The following is a 17803-nucleotide window of genomic DNA, read 5'->3' as shown; positions in this document are numbered from 1 at the left end:
CACCGCGGCCTCCACCCGAAACTGACCATGCGGCACGCCGCCCTCCTCGTGCTCGCCGTCGCCCTCCTCGCCGCCACCGTCCCCACGGGGGTCGCCGTCGCGCAGAGCGACAGCGCCCCGACCGGCGGGGACGTCGTCCTCGGCGCACACGTCCAGCCGGACGGTGACGCCCGTTGGCACGTCTCTGTCCGGTACGTCCTCAACGACTCCGCGGAACGCGACGGGTTCGAACGGGTCGCAAGCGACTTCGAAGCCGGCGACGTCGGCCCGTCGGTGACCCCGTTTCGCGCGGCGGCCGACACCGCGTCCGCCCGGACGAACCGGACGATGGAGATCAGCGACGTGACGCGGCGCCACGACGTCAGCGAGCGCGGCGACGGGGCCCCGGTGGGGACGCTGACGCTCGCGTTCACGTGGACGAACTTCGCGAACGTCACCCAGGACCGCGTCGAGGTCGACGGCGTCTTCGAATCGGGGTGGCTCGGCGACCTCAACGCCGGGCAGACGCTCCGCGTCTACCCGCCGGACGGCTACCGGGCCGAGAGCTGGCAGCCGTCGGCACAGCGCGCCGATGGGGCGCTCACCTGGCGCGGGCCCCAGACGTTCGGGGACGGCGGCCCGCAGATGGTGTTCGTCCGGGACGCCGGTCTCCCGTGGTACCTCGTCGGTGGACTCGTCGCGCTCGCGCTCGGCGTCGGCGTCGCCGGCGCGTACGTCTGGCGTGGCTTCGGCGGACGCGGGAGTCTCGAGGTCCGAAATCGGCGTGAGACGGACGCCGCGGAGCCCGACGAGGCTCCCTCACCACCCGATCGGGCCGCTCCCGACGACGCCGACGACGACGGAGCCGAGGGAGCCCCGGACGCGGGAGTAGACGACGACGCCGGCGCCGCAGCGGAGGGGGAACCGGAAGAGTTGCTGAGCGACGAGGAGCGCATCGAGCGACTGCTACGGGAGAACGGCGGCCGGATGAAACAGGGGGACATCGTCAGCGAGACGAAGTGGTCGGACGCGAAGGTCTCACAGCTGCTCTCGGCGATGGCGGAGGAGGGGCGAGTGGAGAAGCTCCGTATCGGACGGGAGAACCTCATCTCGCTCCCGGACGCCGAAGAGCAGTGAGACGGCCGGTGCTCGCGCGTTCGATCCTCCGATAGCGTTTTGCGTTCGCCGGGACTAGCTATCCGCATGGCAGAGTGTCCACTCGCGGACGAATGTCCGAACTTCCAAGAGCGCATCTCGGGCATGGGATGCCAGCACCTCGGTGATCGCGGCGGCATGGATTGGTGTCAACAGTACAATCAGCCGATCGAGGACCTGAAGACCGCACCCGTCGTCCCGGGCGAAGAGATCGTCGTCGAGGTCGACGACATGCACGAGTCGGGCGCCGGCGTCGGCCGCCACGAAGGGACGGGCTTCATCGTGATGGTCGACGGCGTTCTCCCGCCCGCGCGCGTGAAAGTGCAGATTACGACCGTGAAGTCGAACTACGCGCGCGCCGACCTCGTCGAGCGAGTCCCGGACGACACCGGCGACGAGGCCGCCGAGGGGGCGGACGAGACGGCGACCGACGAAACGGAGGGGGAGGACACCAGCCCCGCCCGCGAACGGCTGGGGAGCCGCGAGAACTTCTGGGGACAGTAACGCCGACGCGAGTGGGCACGGCCCGCCTTTTTCTGTCCGCATCGATCGAGCAGCCGCCGCGCCGACGCCATCGAGTATCTCTAGAAAATTGCTTTGATTTTATTCCATAACCTATGAGATAAATTCTCGCACGGGGCGGTCCTCGAATCGTGTATGTCTGAGAAAGACATCACGGCGTACCTGGCGGACAACCCGCGAAAGATCGGCGCGCTGTTCACCCTCGTGCTCCTGCTCTCCCAGGCCGGTAACTCGGCGGCGATGTGGGGAACGAACGTCATCGGACCGTGAAACTCTAAGACTGTACAGAGACCTTTACATATCACGTACTGTCGTCGTATCCCCCGACGAAGACTAACTTGGTCAATCACGAAGAGCTGATACGTCAATCTCATCACTCCACCGAAGTTTACCATCGACCAACATAGGGGATCGGCCAGAAGAGAGGATCTCGTCGAACTGTTCATGAGGAATTTCGAAGTAGTGGTCGGCAGGACTAGAAAGGTGACGAGCGGAGGAGTCCGGGAGGAATGGTGTGGTAAATACACCAGGTCCAAGATCCCGAGTAATATAGTCACGAATCGAGATAGTAAGCGTCTCAGACCCAATCTCATCGGTGTTGACGACCGCTACCTTCGGACACCCGAACGGGTACTGACAGAGCGTGACGCCGCCGTTTCCGACGATGGTGTAGTGTGAGTCGGCGGCGACGCTCTCGGTGGCGACGTGGAGCGCACCGTAGAGGTCGAACCCGGCGTCGAGGAGGCGGGCGACGGACCGACCGACCGTCGTCGCCACGTGGTCGTAGACATCCGCGAGGGTGACGACGCCGCCGAGCGCGCCGGCCTCGACGAGCGCCATCCCCTGGGCGTACGAGCGACACCCGTTGAGGATGAACGCGTCGGCGCCGACGGCGTCGAGGCCGCGGGCGTCGAGGACGCCGTCGCGGCAGCGGATCCCGTCCTCGGTGATGTGGCCGATGAAGTGGAGGAAGTCGGTGTCCGTTTCGAGGGCCACCCGCGTCTCGGCGACGGAGAGGTCGAAGCACGTCTCGATGTCGAAGTCGATCATGTCCCGGAAGCCGTAGAGGTCGGCGGCTTCCTCGCGCATCTCGGGATCGTTGCAGACGACGGTGACGTCGATGACGGTGTCCTCCTCGACTCGCCGGTCGAGCTGGCGACGGTACGACTCGATCGTGGGTTTCGAGGCGCCGCGGGGGTAGTCGTCGCCGACCCACGCGTGCCCGACGGTCTCGGCGTCGACGGGCGAAACGACGCGACCGCCCGCGTCCGCCGGTCGATCGGCCGTCTCGTCGCCCCCCACGTCATCGGCGCGCGTCGAACGGACGAACGCGTCGGTGTCGGCGGAGCGGAAGAACTCGGAGACGGCCGTCGGGTCGGGCGTGTCGGCCGCGGCGGCGTCGGGGACTGGCGAGCGGACGAACGGGAGGTCGTTGACGAGGTAGGAGAGAAGCGGGGCGCGCTCGACCGACGGTTCGACGTCGACCGTGAGGTGCCACGCGAAGACGTCCTCGGTGACGTCGAGGGGGACGTCGAGGTACGCGGCGGTCCGGTCCGCGAGCGGGCGGTCGTATAGCGTGGCGGGATCGAGGTCGACCCGATCGAGGACGGTCGCGCGCTCCGCGAGGTCGATGGGGTAAATCCCCTCGGTCCGGACGACGCAGTCGAGCACGAAGCAGTGGCGCAGGACGGCGTTCGCGGAGCGCGAGAGGTCGTCGTACGGGAAGTCGAACGCCCGATCGCCCGCGACGAGTCGCGGCGTCGAGCCCGGGACGACCGTCGCGCCGAGATAGTAGGCGAGCGACGAGACGGCGTAGACGGCGTCGTAGCGCGCCGGGACTTCGATCCGGACGTCGGTCTCGGGCGGTTCGAGGTGGTCGGAGGCCTCGAAGCGCTCGCCGCGTTCGATCGTGGGTGGGTGACCCCGCATCGTCGGGAAGGACCGCTCGGGGCTCGTCGTCTTCAGCGCGGAGCCGAACGTCGAGACGGCGCGCATCAGAGAGCGGGGCGTGTCGTCGATCGTCACCGTCCCCGCGGGGTGCTCGTGGAGCGAGCGGACGCCGATGCGGACGGGCGTCGGCGCGCCGAAGTCGACGACCGTCTCGTCGCCGCGGGCGTCGACGGTGACCGGGGAGTCCACGACGCGGACGTACAGTTTGAGGCGGACGGCGGAGACGTCGAGCTCGTACGTCCTGGCGTCCGCCTCGGCGCGCCCGCCGGGCGTCACGTCGAACGCGACCTCGTCGCCGCGATACGCGAAGACCTCGGGGAGGGTCGGGAAGACGAGCTCGCTCGTCGTGACGTCGACGGCGCGGGTCAACGGGACGCGGAACGGCTCCGTCTCCGCGGGCTCGATCGAGTCGGCGTCGAGACCGATCTCGTACGTCACGGACTCGATGCGATCGTCGATCCGGAGTCCGCGGTCGGTCGCCTCGAAGCCGACGGTCACGCTCGCCCCCGCGTTCGCCGGTCGGGGCGAGTCGGGGCGGTCGCTCCCGAGCGCGCCCACGAATAGCCCCCTGACGTAACGCTCACGGGATCGGTGACGGCCCACACGGAGTCAAACGTTTCGGAGAAACGGGCCGTCGAGACTCGTGAGAACCGTTTTTGTGTCGGGACGCCGATCGGACGGACATGGGATTCGATCACGACGGCGAGACGGCGCTCGTGACCGCGAGCACGAGCGGCCTCGGCAAGGCGTCCGCGACCGCGCTGGCGGCGGACGGTGCGAACGTCGTACTCTGCGGGCGCGACGAGGATCGACTCGAATCGGCAATCGCGGACGTCCGCGAGGAGGCGGTCGGCGACGTCGAGGGCGTCAGCGCCGACATCACGGACCCCGACGACATCGAGGCGCTCGTCGACGCGACCGTCGGGTCCTTCGACGGCCTCGATCACCTCGTCTGTTCGGCCGGTGGACCGCCGTCCAGACCGTTCCTCGACACCGGCGAGAGCGACTGGTACGACGCCTACGACCTGCTCGTGATGAGCGTCGTCCGCGCCGTGAACGCCGCGCATCCGCACCTCGCCGCGAGCGACGCCGGCACCGTGACGGCGATCACGTCCACCACGGTCGAGCGGCCGATCGAGGGACTCGTCCTCTCGAACGCCGTTCGACGCGGCGTCATCGGGCTCGTCGAGACGCTCGCGGTGGAGCTCGCGCCGGACGTGCGCGCGAACGCCGTCCTCCCCGGGACGTTCGAGACGCCGCGGATCGGCTCGCTCGTCGAAGAGGGCGTCGAGCGCGGCGACTACGCGGACTACGAAGAGGGGATCGAAGCGTGGGGGTCGGGGATCCCCCAAGAACGGGTCGGCGACCCCCGCGAGCTCGGCGACGTGATCGCGTTCCTCACGAGCGATCGCGCGAGCTACGTCAACGGCGTCTCGCTGCCGGTCGACGGCGGCGTGCTGTTAGAGTGAGCTACCACGTTTCGATCTGACCGTCGCGGAGGTCTTCGACACATCCCTCACAGGCCGGGTGGTCGGCGTCGAAGCACGCCGGGCGTCCCTCCTCGTCGAGCGTGACGGCGCGCTTCTCCGCGTGGCGCCGACAGACGATGCGGACGCGCCCGGCGTCGTCGCGCGGCGGCTCGCGTCGCCCGTCACGGTAGGCAGCGACGGTCTCCGCGTACCGGCGACCGGCAGTCCGCGCGAGTCGACCGACGAACCCCTCGTCGTCCTCGCTCATGGACCGTCGTAGCGCGTGGAAGAGTATAGGCCTGTGGCCGAGATACAAGGTGAGGAACGCGATCGGAGACGAGCACTTTCACCACGGTACGCGAGGGTTTATACGGCGGTAGGGCGTATCTCGGGGCGTCTCCCACCGAAACACACGCGGAGACGGAAACCCGACTATGAGCGACATACAGCAGACCGCAGAGCAGCTACACGATCAGTTCTCGGAGCACCTCGACGTCGATGTCAAAGAGATCAAGGAGCGCCTCGAACGCTACGTCGACGAGTACAAGATCCCGCTCGACGAGGCACGGCGTTCCGTCGAGAGTCACTACCTCGACGAGGCTGGGATCGAACGCGACGAGCTCGGTCGCGGCGGCAACCCGACCGTACAGGCCGCGGACGTCGACGCGCCCGACGAGTGGGTCGACATCACCGCGAAGGTCGTCGACCTCTGGGACCCCCGGAGCGACAGCGTCGCGCAGGTCGGCCTGCTCGGCGACGAGTCCGGCACGATCAAGTTCACGAAGTGGGCTGCCTCGGATCTCGACGAGCTCGACGAGGGCAAGGTCTACCACCTCGGGAACGTCGTCACGGACGAGTATCAGGGCCGCTACTCGGTGAAGCTCAACCGCACCACGACGATCACCGAAGTGGACGAGGACATCGAGGTCGGCGACGACGAGACGACCGTCGAGGGCGCGCTCGTGGACATCCAGTCCGGGAGCGGCCTCATCAAGCGCTGCCCCGAGGAGGACTGCACGCGCGTCCTCCAGAACGGCCGCTGTTCGGAACACGGCGAGGTCGAGGGCGAGTTCGACCTCCGCATCAAGGGCGTCCTCGACGACGGGACGGAGGTCCACGAGATCATCCTGAACGAGGAGGCGACCACGGAGCTCACCGGCGTCACGCTCGAAGAGGCGAAACAACAGGCGATGGACGCGCTCGACACGACCGTCGTCGCCGACGAGATGCGCGAGACGCTGCTCGGGAAGTACTACCGCGTGAGCGGCCCGACGCTCGGGCGCTACGTCCTCGCCAACGACATCGATGAGCTGAACGACCCGGTCGACGGTGAATCGGTGCTGATCAAAGCGAGGTCGATGTAAGATGTCCGAATCCGCCCCCACGCGCGAAGTCGCCCGCCGCGTCTTCGCCGACGAGTTCAACGACGCCACGTTCACGTTCAAGGAATCCGACGACGAGCGCGCGCCGCTCTACAGCCTCCTCCCCACGGGTGCGAAGGCGAACCGCGTCTTCCTCGTCGGCACGCTCACCGAGACGGAGGACGTCGGCGAGGACTCCGAGTACTGGCGCGGTCGCGTCGTCGATCCCACCGGGACGTTCTTCGTCTACGCCGGCCAGTACCAGCCGGACGCCGCGAACGCTCTGCGCGAACTCGACACGCCCGCGTACGTCGCCATCGTCGGGAAGCCCCGCGCCTACGAGACCGAAGACGGCACGGTCAACGTCTCCGTCCGCCCCGAGTCCATCACCGAAGTCGATACCGCGACGCGCGACCGCTGGGTCGTCGAAACGGCCGCGCGTACCGTAGAGCGCATCGAGGCCTTCGACGAGGAGGGCAACGAGTACGCTCGGCGCGCCGAGGAGGAGTACGACCTCCCGCTCCGGCGCTACACGCAGGCCGCCATCGACGCCCTCGAATCGCTCGACGAGGCCGACGGCGACGACGGGAGCGCGGACGCGCGCGACGAGGGCGTCGCCGAGTCCGTCTGAGGATCGTCTGACGAAGAACTAAGGCCCGTTCGGGGCTACCTAGGGGTATGGGCAACAAGAACAAGACCGTCTCGTTCCGCGTGAACGAGGACACCTTCGACGCGCTCCGCGACATCGCCGAGGAGCGCGATCTCTCGTTGTCCGCGGTGTTCCGGGACTACGTCGACGCGCTCGTCGCCAACGACGGGCGCGTCGAAGTCGTCCCGACGGACGACGTCGGCGAGGACGTCGACGGGGAGTTCCCGCCGACGGTCGAGGTGCCGAAGAGCTTCGTCCGCGAGCACGAGCGCCTCGAGCTCGAGGCCGAGCACCTCCGCGAGCAGTTGGAGGAGCACAAGGCGTACATCAACGCCCTCCGCGACGAACTCGACGACGCGGAGGACGTCGAGGACGTCATCCACCTCGACGACCTGGAGAGCGACGGCGAGGAGTCCTTCCGCCTCAACTAACTGGCGAGGACGCGCCACGTGAGCACGTTCTCGAAGCAGTAGTTCACGACGAAGCCGACGCCGAGGCCGACGACGTTCGCGGCGAGGTACCAGACGCCGGCGCGGGTGAGCGCGAAGAGGACGGCGATGCCGGTGGCGAGGCCGACGGCGCGGACGGCGTTAGACGTGAGGAGTCGCCTCGCGAGCGCGCGGACGCCACGCGCGCCCCACGAGTCGAACGTCCAGCGCTCGTTCACGGCGAACATCAGGATGATGCTGGTTTCCGCGGCGACGAGTTTCGCGGAGAGCAGCGCGAACGCGAGGACGTCGTGGAGGACGACGAGCGCAGCGTTATCGAGGAGCGCGCCGAGCGCGCCGACGGCGAGGAACTGACCGGCGCGCGCGGGCTGGAAGAGGGCGGCGGCGACACGTCTGATGGAGGCCATGCGGACGTCTACACCGTGACAGCTACGGGATACTTCACGCTTTGTATTCGGTCCCGATACAGAGCACAACACACATACCGGACAGAACGACACCGATAGGGCGTGAGCGCCCTCCACGCCCTCGGCTGGCTCGCCGCCCTCCTCGTCGTCGCGGCGGCCGGCCTCCCCCTCGCCGCCCGCGTCCTCCCCGACGATCACGCCGCCGGCCTCGCGCCGGCCATCGGACTCGCCGCCGTCACGCTCCCCGCGTACTGGCTCGGCCACCTCGCGTGGGGGCGCGCGACCGCCGCCGTCGCGGCGCTCGTCACGCTCGGCCTCGGCCTCCTCGTCGCGCGCCGCGACGGCCTCCCGCCGATACCCCTCGGACCGGTCCTCGCGTTCGCCCTCGCGTTCTGCGGCCTCCTCGCCTACCGGTCGGTGTTCCCGGGCGTCTATCCCGCGGGCGGCGAGAAGTTCCTCGACTACGGGCTCCTGAAATCGCTGTCGCGAGCGAGCGCCCTCCCGCCACAGGACGTCTGGTTCGCCGGCCGCCCCGTGCGCTACTACTACGGCGGCCTCCTCGCCGTCGCGAGCATCACCGAGCTGTCGGGCGTTCCCGTCCGCTACGCCTACAACCTCGGGCTCGCGTCGTTCTACGCGACGCTCGCGAGCGGGGCGTACGCCGTCGCCGCCGCCGTCGCGGACGCGAACGGCGACAGCCCCGTGGCGGGCGGCGCGTTCGGCGCGTGCCTCGTCGCCGTCGCCGGCCACCTCGCGACCCCCGTCCGCGTCGTCGTCGGCCTGCTCCCCGAGGACGTCGCGCTCCCCGCGTTCGACGTCGCCTTCGCCGGCGTCCACATGGCGGCGGCGGACGCCTACGCGCACTACCACAGCCTCGGCGAGTGGACGCCGTGGCTCGGGCGCTACGTCGCCCCCGGCACCCTCCACGTCACGCCCGCGTGGGAGTACACGAACGCCGACCTCCACGCGCACATGCTCGCCACGCCCTTCCTCCTCGTCGCCGCCGCGCTCGCGTTCGCGCTCTCGCGGACCGACGAAACGCGGCGCGCGCTCGCGCTCCTCTGCGGGCTGGGCTGCGTCGCCGGCCTCCTCGCGCTCGTCTCCACGTGGAGCTACCCGAGCGCCGTCGGCCTCACCGGCCTCGCGCTCGCGTTCGCCGACCGGCATCCGGGGAGACTGCTCGGGCGCCACGGCGCGCGCCTGCGCTCCGACGACGCGCTCCGCGACGAGGTCAGCCGTCTCGTCGTCGCCGTCGCGGGCGCGCTCGCCGTCGCGCTCGGCGGCGCCGCGCTCGCGAGCCCGTTCCTCCTCTTCCACACGCCCGTCAACGGCGGCGTCGGCGTCCTCCCGCCGCGCACGCCCGTCGTCCCCTTCCTGCTCGCGTCCGGCGTCCCGCTCGCCGCGTTCGGCCTCCGCGTCGCGCGCGACGCGACCGTCGCACGGCGGACGCTCGCCCTCGCCGCCGGCCTCCTCGTCGCCGGCATCGCGCTCGCCACGCTCGCGTCGCTCGGCACCGCCGCCCTCCTCCTCGCGTGTATCGCCGCCGGCTGGTACCTCCGCCGGCGCCGCGACGCCGGCTTCGACCTCCTGCTCCTCGTCGCCGGCGCCGGCCTCCTCCTCGCCGTCGAGTTCGCCTACGCGAAGGTCTGGCCGCACGACCCGAACGCGCCCCGCTGGAACACCGTCTACAAGGTCTCGATGCAGGCGTGGGTGCTCTGGGGCGTCGGCACCGGCGCCGCGCTCGCGGGCGTGCTCCCCGACGTCCGCCCGCGCCTCCGCGCGCTCGCTCGCCCCCGTGAAATCGACGTCTCACCCGGACGCGTCGCACGCGTCGCCGCGGTCGCGCTCGTCCTCGGCGCCGGCCTCGCCTTCCCCGCGCTCGCCGTCAGCGACCGCGTCGGCCACGTCGCCGCCCACGGCGCCGACCCGACGCTCGACGCCACCGAGTACGTCGAGGAGCGCCATCCCGGAGAAGCCGCCGCCATCGACTGGCTCGACGCGCGCGAGGGCGCCTCGCACCTCGTCGAAGCACCGGGGACGCCGATGTACCAGTTCCGCAGCGAAGCCAGCAGCCTCACCGGCCTCCCGAGCGTCGTCGGCTGGCACCACGAGCAGGGCTATCGCGGCCCCGACGCGTGGGAGACGCGCACGCGCGACGTCGACGCGATATACGCCGCAGACTGGGAGAGCGCCGCCCTCCTCCTCGACGAGTACGACGTGACCTACGTCTACGTCGGCCCGAACGAGCGCGAGCGCTACGACGTCCGATCGTTCGACCGCCCCGGCGTCGAGGTGACCTTCGAGAACGACGCCGTCACGATATACGAGGTCGACCCCGACGCCGCCTGCGAGGCGGTCCGGACGGACTGCCCGCGCGGCTGAACGGCGTGCGCCGCGCGCCGTGATGAAGTGGCGTTCGCTCAGCGACCGACGTGCGTACCGGTCCCCGACGCGGAACACCGGTGGTGCCCGCTCGTCGAAGCGACCTGCACGGAGAAGAGGGGCCGCACGGCGCGAAAAGCGCCTACGCGAGGGGCGTTCGCTCGACGACTTGGCCGTCGTACGTCGGGTACTGCTCGACGATTTCGCCCTCGGTGATGTCGCCCTCCTCGACCATCTCCTCGAGGAGCCACCACGCGACCTCGACGTGCTCGGACTTGACGGTGTAGAACTCCTCGGGGACGCCGAGGGCGTCGAGTTCCTCCGGCGAGGTCCACGTCTTCCCGTAGACGAGCGTGCCGTCCTCAGTCACCTCGTCGAACTCCCGGCGGACGTTCTTCGCCATGCGCTTCAGACGCGAGCGGTGTTGGGCGGCGTCCTTGAAGACGCTCGTACAGAAGTAGACCTGCTCGTGGCTCGCCATCTCCTCGAGGATCGCGTCCTTCGAGCCCTCGACGGCGGACATGTGGCCGTCCTGCAGTTCGTAGCCGGCCTCCTGCATCCGCTCGTAGTTGCCGTCGCTCATCTCGAACTCGTTGACGTTGCAGAAGTCCGCGGCGCCCTCGTCGAGGAAGTCGAGGAACTCCGGTTCGGCGCGGATGCCGGGAATCTCGAACGCGGGGGTGAGTCCCTCCTCGCGGGCGACGTAGAGGATCTCCTCCCACTCGGTCCCGTGGAGGTCGCCCCACTGCTCGTAGGGCGGGTGGAAGCGGATCTCGTCGAGGCCCGCCTCGCTGAGGCGACGCATGTTCTCGCGCCCGCCCGTGATGCCCGTGTAGAGGTGGGTGTGGTGGTCCTCACCGAACTCGTCTTTGAGGAGGCGGAGATAGCGACACGTCCGCTCCAGGGCCTCCTGGGGTTCGCCGCCGGTGATCGAGGTGCCGAGGGCGTCCATCTTCTTCGCCTCGGCGATGACGTCCTCGTCGCTCTCGACCGGCCGCTCGTTCGCGTAGACCTGCGTGACGTTCTTCCGGTTCTCGCCCAGCGGGCAGTAGAAACAGTCGCGCTGGTCGCAATACCCGTAGACGAAGAGGACCATCTTGCCCCCTTGCGCGCACTGCTCACAGCCCTTCGAAATCATTGCGTATCACTGATGTACCCCCTGAGGACTCAAAAACCGCACGGGTCGCCCCGCGGGGTGTGCGCTCGGCGCACGGGCGACGTCTCCCGAACCTCCTTAACGGTCGACGGCGTACGGTCGCGTGAATGCTGTTGGTCCTCTGCGTCGACCTGGACGACGATCTCGGTCGGAAGACGGAGACGTCGACGCCGGTCGTCGGCCGCGACGCCGTCGAGGACGCCGCGGTCGCGCTCGCCACCGTCGATCCCGAGGACAGCGACGTGAACGTCCTCTTCGAGGGCGTCCACCTCTACGACGACCTCTCGACCGACGAGCGCGTCGAAGTCGCGGCCGTCACGGGCGTCGAGGGGAGCGACGTGCAGGCGAACCGCGCGGTCGGCACGGAGGTCGACGAGGTGCTCGCTGGCCTCCAGACGAGCGAGGAGGTCCGGACCGTCATCGTCACCGACGGCGCACAGGACGAATCCGTCCTCCCGGTGATCCGCTCGCGCGCCCGGATCGACGGCGTCCGCCGCGTCGTCGTCCGGCAGGCGCAGGACCTCGAATCGATGTACTACACGATCAAGCAGGTGCTGAACGATCCGGAGACCCGCGGGACGATCCTCGTCCCGCTGGGCGTCCTCCTCCTCATCTATCCGCTGGCGGTGCTCGCCTCGTTCCTCGGGCTCCCGGGAGCCGTGCTCGGGCTGTCGTCCGGCGCGCTCGGGCTCTACGCGCTCTTCCGAGGGCTCGGCCTCGCCGACGCGGTCGACGAGCTCGTCGAGCGCGCCCGCGATAGCCTCTACACGGGTCGCGTCACCCTGATCACGTACGTCGTCGCCGCCGCGCTCCTCGTCATCGGCGGCGTCGAAGGCGTCGATCGGCTCAACGACTATCGGGCCGCGACCGGCGGCCCGCTCCCGGTGACCTCCGTCATCGCCGCGCTCGTCAACGGCGCGGCGACGTGGTTCGCGGCCGCGGGCCTCACGTCGAGCGTCGGCCAGATCACGGACGAATACCTCCACGACGGGTTCAAGTGGCAGTACCTGAACGCACCGTTCTACGTGCTCGCCATCGCCGCGGTCCTCTACGCGCTCAGCGGGTTCTTCCTCCGGACGGTGTCGCTCCCGACGCTCGCCGCGGTCCTCACCGTCGGGACGCTCATGAGCGTGCTCAGCACGCTCGCGTTCGCCGTCATCGAGGATCGAGGGGTGCGGACGGCGAAGTGAGCGATCAGCGTTCGCGCTCGACGACGAACGTCGCGAGGCGTTCCAAGTAGGCGCGGGCGCTCCCGTCCTCGATCGCCGCGTCGTCGAGCGCCGCGAGGGCCGCCTCCGACTCCGCGTCCGCGAGCGCGTTCACGTCCTCGACGGAGCGCTCGGTCACGCGCAACACCGACGGGCGGTTCAGCTCCTCGTCCGTGCCGGCTGGCTTCCCGAGGTCGCCGGTCTCCGCGGTCACGTCGAGGACGTCGTCGCGGAGTTGGAACGCGACGCCGACGCGCTCCGCGTACTCGCCGAGCGCGTCGATCGTGTCGTCGTCGGCGTCCGCCGCGATCGCGCCGAGCTCCGCGGCGGCGCGGAAGAGCGCCCCCGTCTTCCGGCGTGCGAGCTCCATGTACTCCGCTTCGGTCTCCGGGCGATCCACGAGTTCGGTCGCCTCGCCCTGCCCGAGTTCGACGAGCGAGTCCGCCGCCGTCTCCAGCGCACTGGGGTCGTCGCTGAAGAGGGCGAACGCCTCGCCGAGCAGACCGTCGGACGCGACGATCGCCGGCCCGTGGCCGTACGCCGCCCACGCCGAGGGCTCACCCCGACGGAGCTCCGAGCGGTCGATGATGTCGTCCACGACGAGCGAGGCGTTGTGAACGAGTTCGACGCCGACGGCGTAGTCGAGCGCGTCCGCGGCCTCGCCGCCCGCCGCCTCACAACACAACATGGCGAGCGCCGGCCGGACGCGTTTCCCGCCGGCGAGCGCCACCGCTTCGACCTCCTCGCGGAGCTCCGGTGGCTCGACTGCCTCCAGCACCTCGCGCAGGCGGTCCTCGACCGCGCGACGGTGCGCCTCGACGTCCTCCATTGACACGGCTTCGGGGCCGCAGCGCCAAAAGCATCCGTCTTTCGCCCCGGTGGCAACGCGCCGTCAGCGGCCCTCGATCTCCGCGCGCGCGTTCGCCGCGTGACGTGCCTCCTCGGGCCGGTCGTCGACGTTGGCGAGGTCCTCGGTCGCCTCCAGCGTGCGGACGGCGTCGTCCAAGAAGCCGTAGATGTCGCCGGGGTAGGCGTACACCATGTAGTCGTCCGTCATCACGTCGACCATCGCCTCGGGATCGAGGCCCTGCGCGCGCAGGTCGAGGAGGTACGCGATGAACTTCCGCTCGGGGTGCCCGCAGTAGGGGTTGGCCTGACAGTCGCAATCGAGGAAGTCCTTCGAGAACTCGATGACGCGATCGGCCGTCGCCTCGTTCAGCCCGTCGAGGTTGCCGCCGCCGAAGAGCACGTCGAGTGTCGCACCGCTGAACGCGCCCTTCGGGAAGTTCGCGTCCAGTTGGCTGACGAGCTGGCGGTGGTTCTTGACGTAGATCTTGTCCGTGACGGCCACTGTCCGCACTCAGGGGCGCGGCGACGAAAAGCGTGTCGCGTTCCGTCGGCGGTTTCGTAACGCCTATTAACGGCAGGGCGCTACGGACGGGTGCAGTGTCCGGGTTGGGGTAGTGGACTATCCTTCAGCCTTGTGGAGGCTGAGACGCGGGTTCAATTCTCGCACCTGGACCTCCTTCTTCGCGTGACGAGCCGTCGAGCGCCGCGTGTGCTCGACGTCAGCCCCGATTCGACTCTCGTATCGCGACGTCAATCTCCTGAGCGCTCGCCACCGAGCGCCCGGGCCGCTCAGGGCGTCCGGCCGGGATCGTCGCCGTTCACCGTCGGGGCCGGCGTCTGGGCCCCGCGGCCGGCGCTCTGAATGATGTTGAACGCGGTGACGAGGTCGGTGCGGCTGACGAGGCCGAGCAGGGCGCCGTCGTCGTCGACGACGATCAGCCGGCCGATGCCGCTGTTCTGGATGCGCTCTAAGGCGTCCATCGCTTCGGCGTCGGGGGTGGTCGTCTCGACGTCGCGCGTCATCACGTCGCCGACCGTGAAGGCGTCGCGCTCGACGGGATCGACCTCGCGGGCGTCGCCGAGGGTGACGACGCCGACGACGCGGCCGTCCTGCATGACGGGGTAGCCGGTGTGGCGCTCCTCGAACATCCGCTCGGTGAGTTCGGCCACGGTGTCGTCGGGATGGACGCTCTTGACGTCCGCGGCGTCGGTCATCACGTCGCGGACGGTGACGCCCTCGAACGCGGCGTTCATGACGGTGCGCTGGCTCTCCGATGAGGCGCCGATGTAGATGAAGAAGGCGATGGCGACGAGGAGGAGGTTGCCGAAGAGTCCGAGGATCCCGAGGACGACGGCGACGGCCTTCCCGACTTCGGCGGCGAGCTGCGTGGCGCGGGCGAAGGGGCGTCTACGCGCGAGGAGGGCGCGCAGGACGCGCCCGCCGTCCATCGGGAACCCGGGCAGGAGGTTGAAGACGGCGAGGACGACGTTCGCCAGGGCGAGGTAGCCGACGACGAAGGCGAGCGGCGGCGTCCCGCGGACGGCGACGAGCGCGACGTACGAGACGGCGCCGAGGGCGACGCTAACGACCGGGCCGGCGAGCGCGATGAAGAGCTCCTGCTTCCAGTCCTCGGGCTGCTCTTCGAGGTTGGCGACGCCGCCCAGCAGCCAGAGGGTGATCGACTCGATGGGGTAGCCGTAGTGCATCGAGACGACGCTGTGGCCGAGTTCGTGGATGAGGACGCAGGCGAAGAGGCCGACGGCGGCGGCGACGCCGAGGAGCCACGGGGTCGCGCCCTGCGAGAGCGTACCGACCGGGAGGCCGAGCGCCCACACGGAGTTGAGGGTGCTCACCCACTGCTCGGTCTGCCAGCCGATGAGGGCGGCGAACGCGGGGAGGACGAGGAGGAACGTGACGTCGAGCTTGATCGGAATGCCGAACACGCTGCCGACCGTGTAACTCCGCATGGGTCCGGCTTCGGGCGTGGACGGCATAAACGTCTGTGGCCGTTCCGGGGTACGCAGGGCCGCCCGGTCGGGGTCTGACGGGGACGCGCCACGGGAGCGAACCCCTCAAATAGCCCGCGACCGTACGCTCGGGCGTGTCGAAGCAGGTCCAGCGGGTGGATACGCTCTTCCTCCACGAGGTCGGCGACGACTACGCGGTCGTCGCGCGCCGCGACGGCGAGCGGTTGTTCCACGCGCGCCTCCAAACGAAGGAGACGGACGCCGGCCCGCGGCCCGGGAAGTTCCGAGTGAAGACGGCGAACGGGGAGGATCCCCGATCGCCCGACGAGTTCGTCGAGATCGCTCGGCTGGCCGACCGCATCCGCGTCTCCGAACAGACCTCCCGCGGGGGCCGACGCGAGATCCGCGACCTCCTCGATGGCTATCAGCTCGCCGAGAAGGCGAAGGTCGTCCGCACCTGCCGGTACTGCGCGGGCAACGGCCGCTACTCCCCGATCACGGACGAGAGGTCGGTCGAGGCCGACGGCGAGCGTATCTGTCAGGACTGTGCGGTCCGCGAGCTCGAACGCGAACTCGCGTTCAAGGGCGACCTGACGGGCGCCGCTGAGGACCGCCTCGAAGAGCTCCTCCTCGACGTCGGCGACCTCGATCGGATCGTCGGTCTACTCGAAGGCCAACTGGACCCGGACCTCACGAAGTTCGACGAGGTCTCGGCGAACACGGACGACGTCGACCCGTATCCGGTCTCGGACCTCGACCTCCACCCGGGCGTGCAGGGCCTCCTCGAAGACCGCTTCGAGACCCTGCTCCCCGTCCAGAGTCTCAGCGTCCAGAACGGACTCACCGACGGCGAGGACCAGTTGGTGGTGTCCGCGACGGCGACCGGGAAGACCCTCATCGGCGAGATCGCGGGGCTCCATCGCGCGCTCAGCGGCAACGGGAAGCTCCTCTTCTTAGTCCCGCTCGTCGCGCTCGCCAACCAGAAACACGAGGACTTCGAGGACGAGTACGGCGACCTCGTCGACGTCTCGATCAGAGTGGGGTCCTCGCGCATCCGCGACGACGGCCAGGCGTTCGACCCGAACGCCGACGTCATCGTCGGGACCTACGAGGGCATCGACCACGCCCTCCGCACCGGCCGCGACCTCGGTGACGTCGGCACCGTCGTCATCGACGAGGTCCACACCCTCCAAGAGGAGGGGCGGGGACACCGCCTCGACGGCCTCATCACCCGGCTCAAGCACTACTGCGAGCGGCGCGCACAGGCACGCGAGTCGTACGCGGGCGCGCAGTGGATCTACCTCTCCGCGACCGTCGGCAACCCCGGCGGGCTCGCGAAGAAGCTCCGCGCGAACCTCGTCGAGTTCGAGGAGCGCCCCGTCCCCATCGAGCGCCACGTCACCTTCGCGGACGGCCAGGAGAAACCGCGCATCACGAACAAACTCGTCCGCCGCGAGTACGACAAGGAGTCCTCGAAGGGGTATCGGGGGCAGACGATCGTCTTCACGAACTCGCGGCGGCGGTGCCACGAGGTCGCGCGAAAACTCGACTACCCCGCCGCCGCCTACCACGCCGGCCTCGACTACGGCAAACGCAAGCAGGTCGAGCGCCAGTTCGGCGATCAGGACCTCGCCGCCGTCGTGACGACCGCCGCGCTCGCCGCCGGCGTCGACTTCCCCGCGAGTCAGGTCGTCTTCGACACGCTCGCCATGGGAATCGAGTGGCTAACCGTGCAAGAGTTCGAGCAGATGCTCGGGCGCGCCGGCCGACCCGACTACCACGACCGCGGGAAGGTGTACATGCTCGTCGAACCCGACGCCGTCTATCACAACTCCATGGAAATGAGCGAGGACGAGGTCGCGTTCAAACTCCTCAAGGGCGAGATGGAGGACGTCGTCACCGCGTACGACCAGAACGCGGCGATCGAAGAGGTGCTAGCGAACATCGTCGTCGGGGGGAGCGCCGCCAAGCGCCTCAGCGAACGCATGGTCGGCGACGTCCCCACGAAACACGCGGTCGGGAAGCTCCTCGAATACGGCTTCATCGACGGCCTCGAACCGACGGACCTCGGGCGGACCGTCACGACTCACTTCCTCGACCCCGACGAGGCGTTCAAGATGCTCGACGGCGTCCGCAAGGGGCTCGACCCCTACCGGATCGCCGCCGAGATCGAACTACTAGGCGAGGAGGACTAAGCGTCAGGGGCGGCGGAGCGCACTCACCGCGAGCGCGGGGCGCTCGCGGGAGTTTTTGGCCGAGCTTTTGCGACGGAGCGGTGCGCGGAGCGCACCCGAGGGAG

17 protein-coding genes and 1 tRNA gene are annotated in these 17803 nt (G+C 69.3%); 11 read left to right on the top strand and 7 right to left on the bottom strand.

Annotation, left to right across the window (positions count from 1 at the left end; all coding sequences use genetic code 11):
• Positions 1 to 27 precede the first annotated feature (27 nt).
• From J2754_RS02890 to J2754_RS16405, 3 genes are all read left to right on the top strand, one after another.
• On the top strand, positions 28 to 1116 hold the full coding sequence (locus J2754_RS02890) for a helix-turn-helix transcriptional regulator (RefSeq protein WP_211086638.1): 1089 nt from the start codon (positions 28 to 30) through the stop codon (positions 1114 to 1116).
• A 66-nt stretch (positions 1117 to 1182) separates the two neighbouring features.
• The gene (locus J2754_RS02885) at positions 1183 to 1638 is read left to right on the top strand and encodes a TRAM domain-containing protein (RefSeq protein WP_188877574.1); all 456 of its coding nucleotides are present in this window, start codon (positions 1183 to 1185) and stop codon (positions 1636 to 1638) included.
• Positions 1639 to 1791: 153 nt separating this feature from the next.
• Positions 1792 to 1926 (top strand): DUF7503 family protein, encoded by a 135-nt coding sequence (locus J2754_RS16405; RefSeq protein WP_268238667.1) that lies wholly within the window; start codon positions 1792 to 1794, stop codon positions 1924 to 1926.
• A gap of 72 nt (positions 1927 to 1998) precedes the next feature.
• On the opposite strand, the gene J2754_RS02880 is transcribed toward J2754_RS16405, so the two are convergent.
• Positions 1999 to 4164, bottom strand: a complete 2166-nt coding sequence (locus J2754_RS02880) for a hypothetical protein (RefSeq protein WP_211086637.1) — start codon at positions 4162 to 4164, stop codon at positions 1999 to 2001.
• Between the two features lie 125 nt (positions 4165 to 4289).
• On the opposite strand from J2754_RS02880, the gene J2754_RS02875 reads away from it, so the two are divergent.
• Positions 4290 to 5075: an SDR family oxidoreductase gene (locus J2754_RS02875; protein WP_188877572.1), complete on the top strand. Its 786-nt coding sequence runs from the start codon at positions 4290 to 4292 to the stop codon at positions 5073 to 5075.
• A gap of 1 nt (position 5076) precedes the next feature.
• On the opposite strand, the gene J2754_RS02870 is transcribed toward J2754_RS02875, so the two are convergent.
• Complete coding sequence (locus J2754_RS02870) at positions 5077 to 5343, bottom strand: DUF7091 family protein (RefSeq protein ID WP_188877571.1); 267 nt, start codon at positions 5341 to 5343, stop codon at positions 5077 to 5079.
• Between the two features lie 166 nt (positions 5344 to 5509).
• On the opposite strand from J2754_RS02870, the gene J2754_RS02865 reads away from it, so the two are divergent.
• The 3 genes from J2754_RS02865 to J2754_RS02855 are packed head-to-tail and all read left to right on the top strand — an operon-like array spanning position 5510 to position 7516.
• Positions 5510 to 6439 (top strand): replication factor A, encoded by a 930-nt coding sequence (locus tag J2754_RS02865; RefSeq protein ID WP_188877570.1) that lies wholly within the window; start codon positions 5510 to 5512, stop codon positions 6437 to 6439.
• 1 nt (position 6440) lies between these two features.
• Positions 6441 to 7067, top strand: coding sequence for an RPA family protein (locus tag J2754_RS02860; RefSeq protein ID WP_188877569.1), 627 nt, complete (start codon positions 6441 to 6443; stop codon positions 7065 to 7067).
• A gap of 47 nt (positions 7068 to 7114) precedes the next feature.
• Positions 7115 to 7516: a DUF8146 domain-containing protein gene (locus tag J2754_RS02855; protein WP_188877568.1), complete on the top strand. Its 402-nt coding sequence runs from the start codon at positions 7115 to 7117 to the stop codon at positions 7514 to 7516.
• On the opposite strand, the gene J2754_RS02850 is transcribed toward J2754_RS02855, so the two are convergent.
• Positions 7513 to 7941 (bottom strand): GtrA family protein, encoded by a 429-nt coding sequence (locus J2754_RS02850; protein WP_211086636.1) that lies wholly within the window; start codon positions 7939 to 7941, stop codon positions 7513 to 7515. The genes J2754_RS02855 and J2754_RS02850 overlap by 4 nt on opposite strands.
• Before the next feature lie 102 nt (positions 7942 to 8043).
• Here J2754_RS02850 and J2754_RS02845 point away from each other — a divergent pair, with 102 nt between their 5' ends.
• Positions 8044 to 10323, top strand: coding sequence for a DUF2298 domain-containing protein (locus tag J2754_RS02845; RefSeq protein WP_211086635.1), 2280 nt, complete (start codon positions 8044 to 8046; stop codon positions 10321 to 10323).
• A gap of 142 nt (positions 10324 to 10465) precedes the next feature.
• On the opposite strand, the gene J2754_RS02840 is transcribed toward J2754_RS02845, so the two are convergent.
• Complete coding sequence (locus J2754_RS02840) at positions 10466 to 11461, bottom strand: radical SAM protein (protein ID WP_188877565.1); 996 nt, start codon at positions 11459 to 11461, stop codon at positions 10466 to 10468.
• 125 nt (positions 11462 to 11586) lie between these two features.
• Here J2754_RS02840 and J2754_RS02835 point away from each other — a divergent pair, with 125 nt between their 5' ends.
• Entirely contained in the window at positions 11587 to 12669 is a 1083-nt protein-coding gene (locus tag J2754_RS02835) for a DUF373 family protein (RefSeq protein ID WP_188877564.1), read from the top strand.
• Between the two features lie 4 nt (positions 12670 to 12673).
• Here the strand turns inward: J2754_RS02835 and J2754_RS02830 are convergent, their stop codons facing one another.
• Both J2754_RS02830 and J2754_RS02825 read right to left on the bottom strand, forming a co-directional pair.
• Entirely contained in the window at positions 12674 to 13516 is an 843-nt protein-coding gene (locus tag J2754_RS02830; RefSeq protein WP_188877563.1) for a polyprenyl synthetase family protein, read from the bottom strand.
• Between the two features lie 63 nt (positions 13517 to 13579).
• Positions 13580 to 14038 (bottom strand): DUF5814 domain-containing protein, encoded by a 459-nt coding sequence (locus J2754_RS02825; RefSeq protein WP_188877562.1) that lies wholly within the window; start codon positions 14036 to 14038, stop codon positions 13580 to 13582.
• 98 nt (positions 14039 to 14136) lie between these two features.
• On the opposite strand from J2754_RS02825, the gene J2754_RS02820 reads away from it, so the two are divergent.
• A tRNA-His gene (locus tag J2754_RS02820) sits at positions 14137 to 14209 on the top strand.
• 116 nt (positions 14210 to 14325) lie between these two features.
• Here J2754_RS02820 and J2754_RS02815 read toward each other — a convergent pair.
• Positions 14326 to 15504, bottom strand: a complete 1179-nt coding sequence (locus tag J2754_RS02815; protein WP_188877561.1) for a M50 family metallopeptidase — start codon at positions 15502 to 15504, stop codon at positions 14326 to 14328.
• Positions 15505 to 15638: 134 nt separating this feature from the next.
• On the opposite strand from J2754_RS02815, the gene J2754_RS02810 reads away from it, so the two are divergent.
• Positions 15639 to 17699: a DEAD/DEAH box helicase gene (locus J2754_RS02810; protein WP_211086634.1), complete on the top strand. Its 2061-nt coding sequence runs from the start codon at positions 15639 to 15641 to the stop codon at positions 17697 to 17699.
• The last annotated feature ends 104 nt before the right edge of the window (positions 17700 to 17803 follow it).

Origin of the sequence: Halarchaeum nitratireducens (assembly GCF_017874695.1) — an archaeon.
Taxonomy (GTDB): domain Archaea; phylum Halobacteriota; class Halobacteria; order Halobacteriales; family Halobacteriaceae; genus Halarchaeum; species Halarchaeum nitratireducens.
This window is presented reverse-complemented; position numbering and strand designations above follow the sequence as displayed.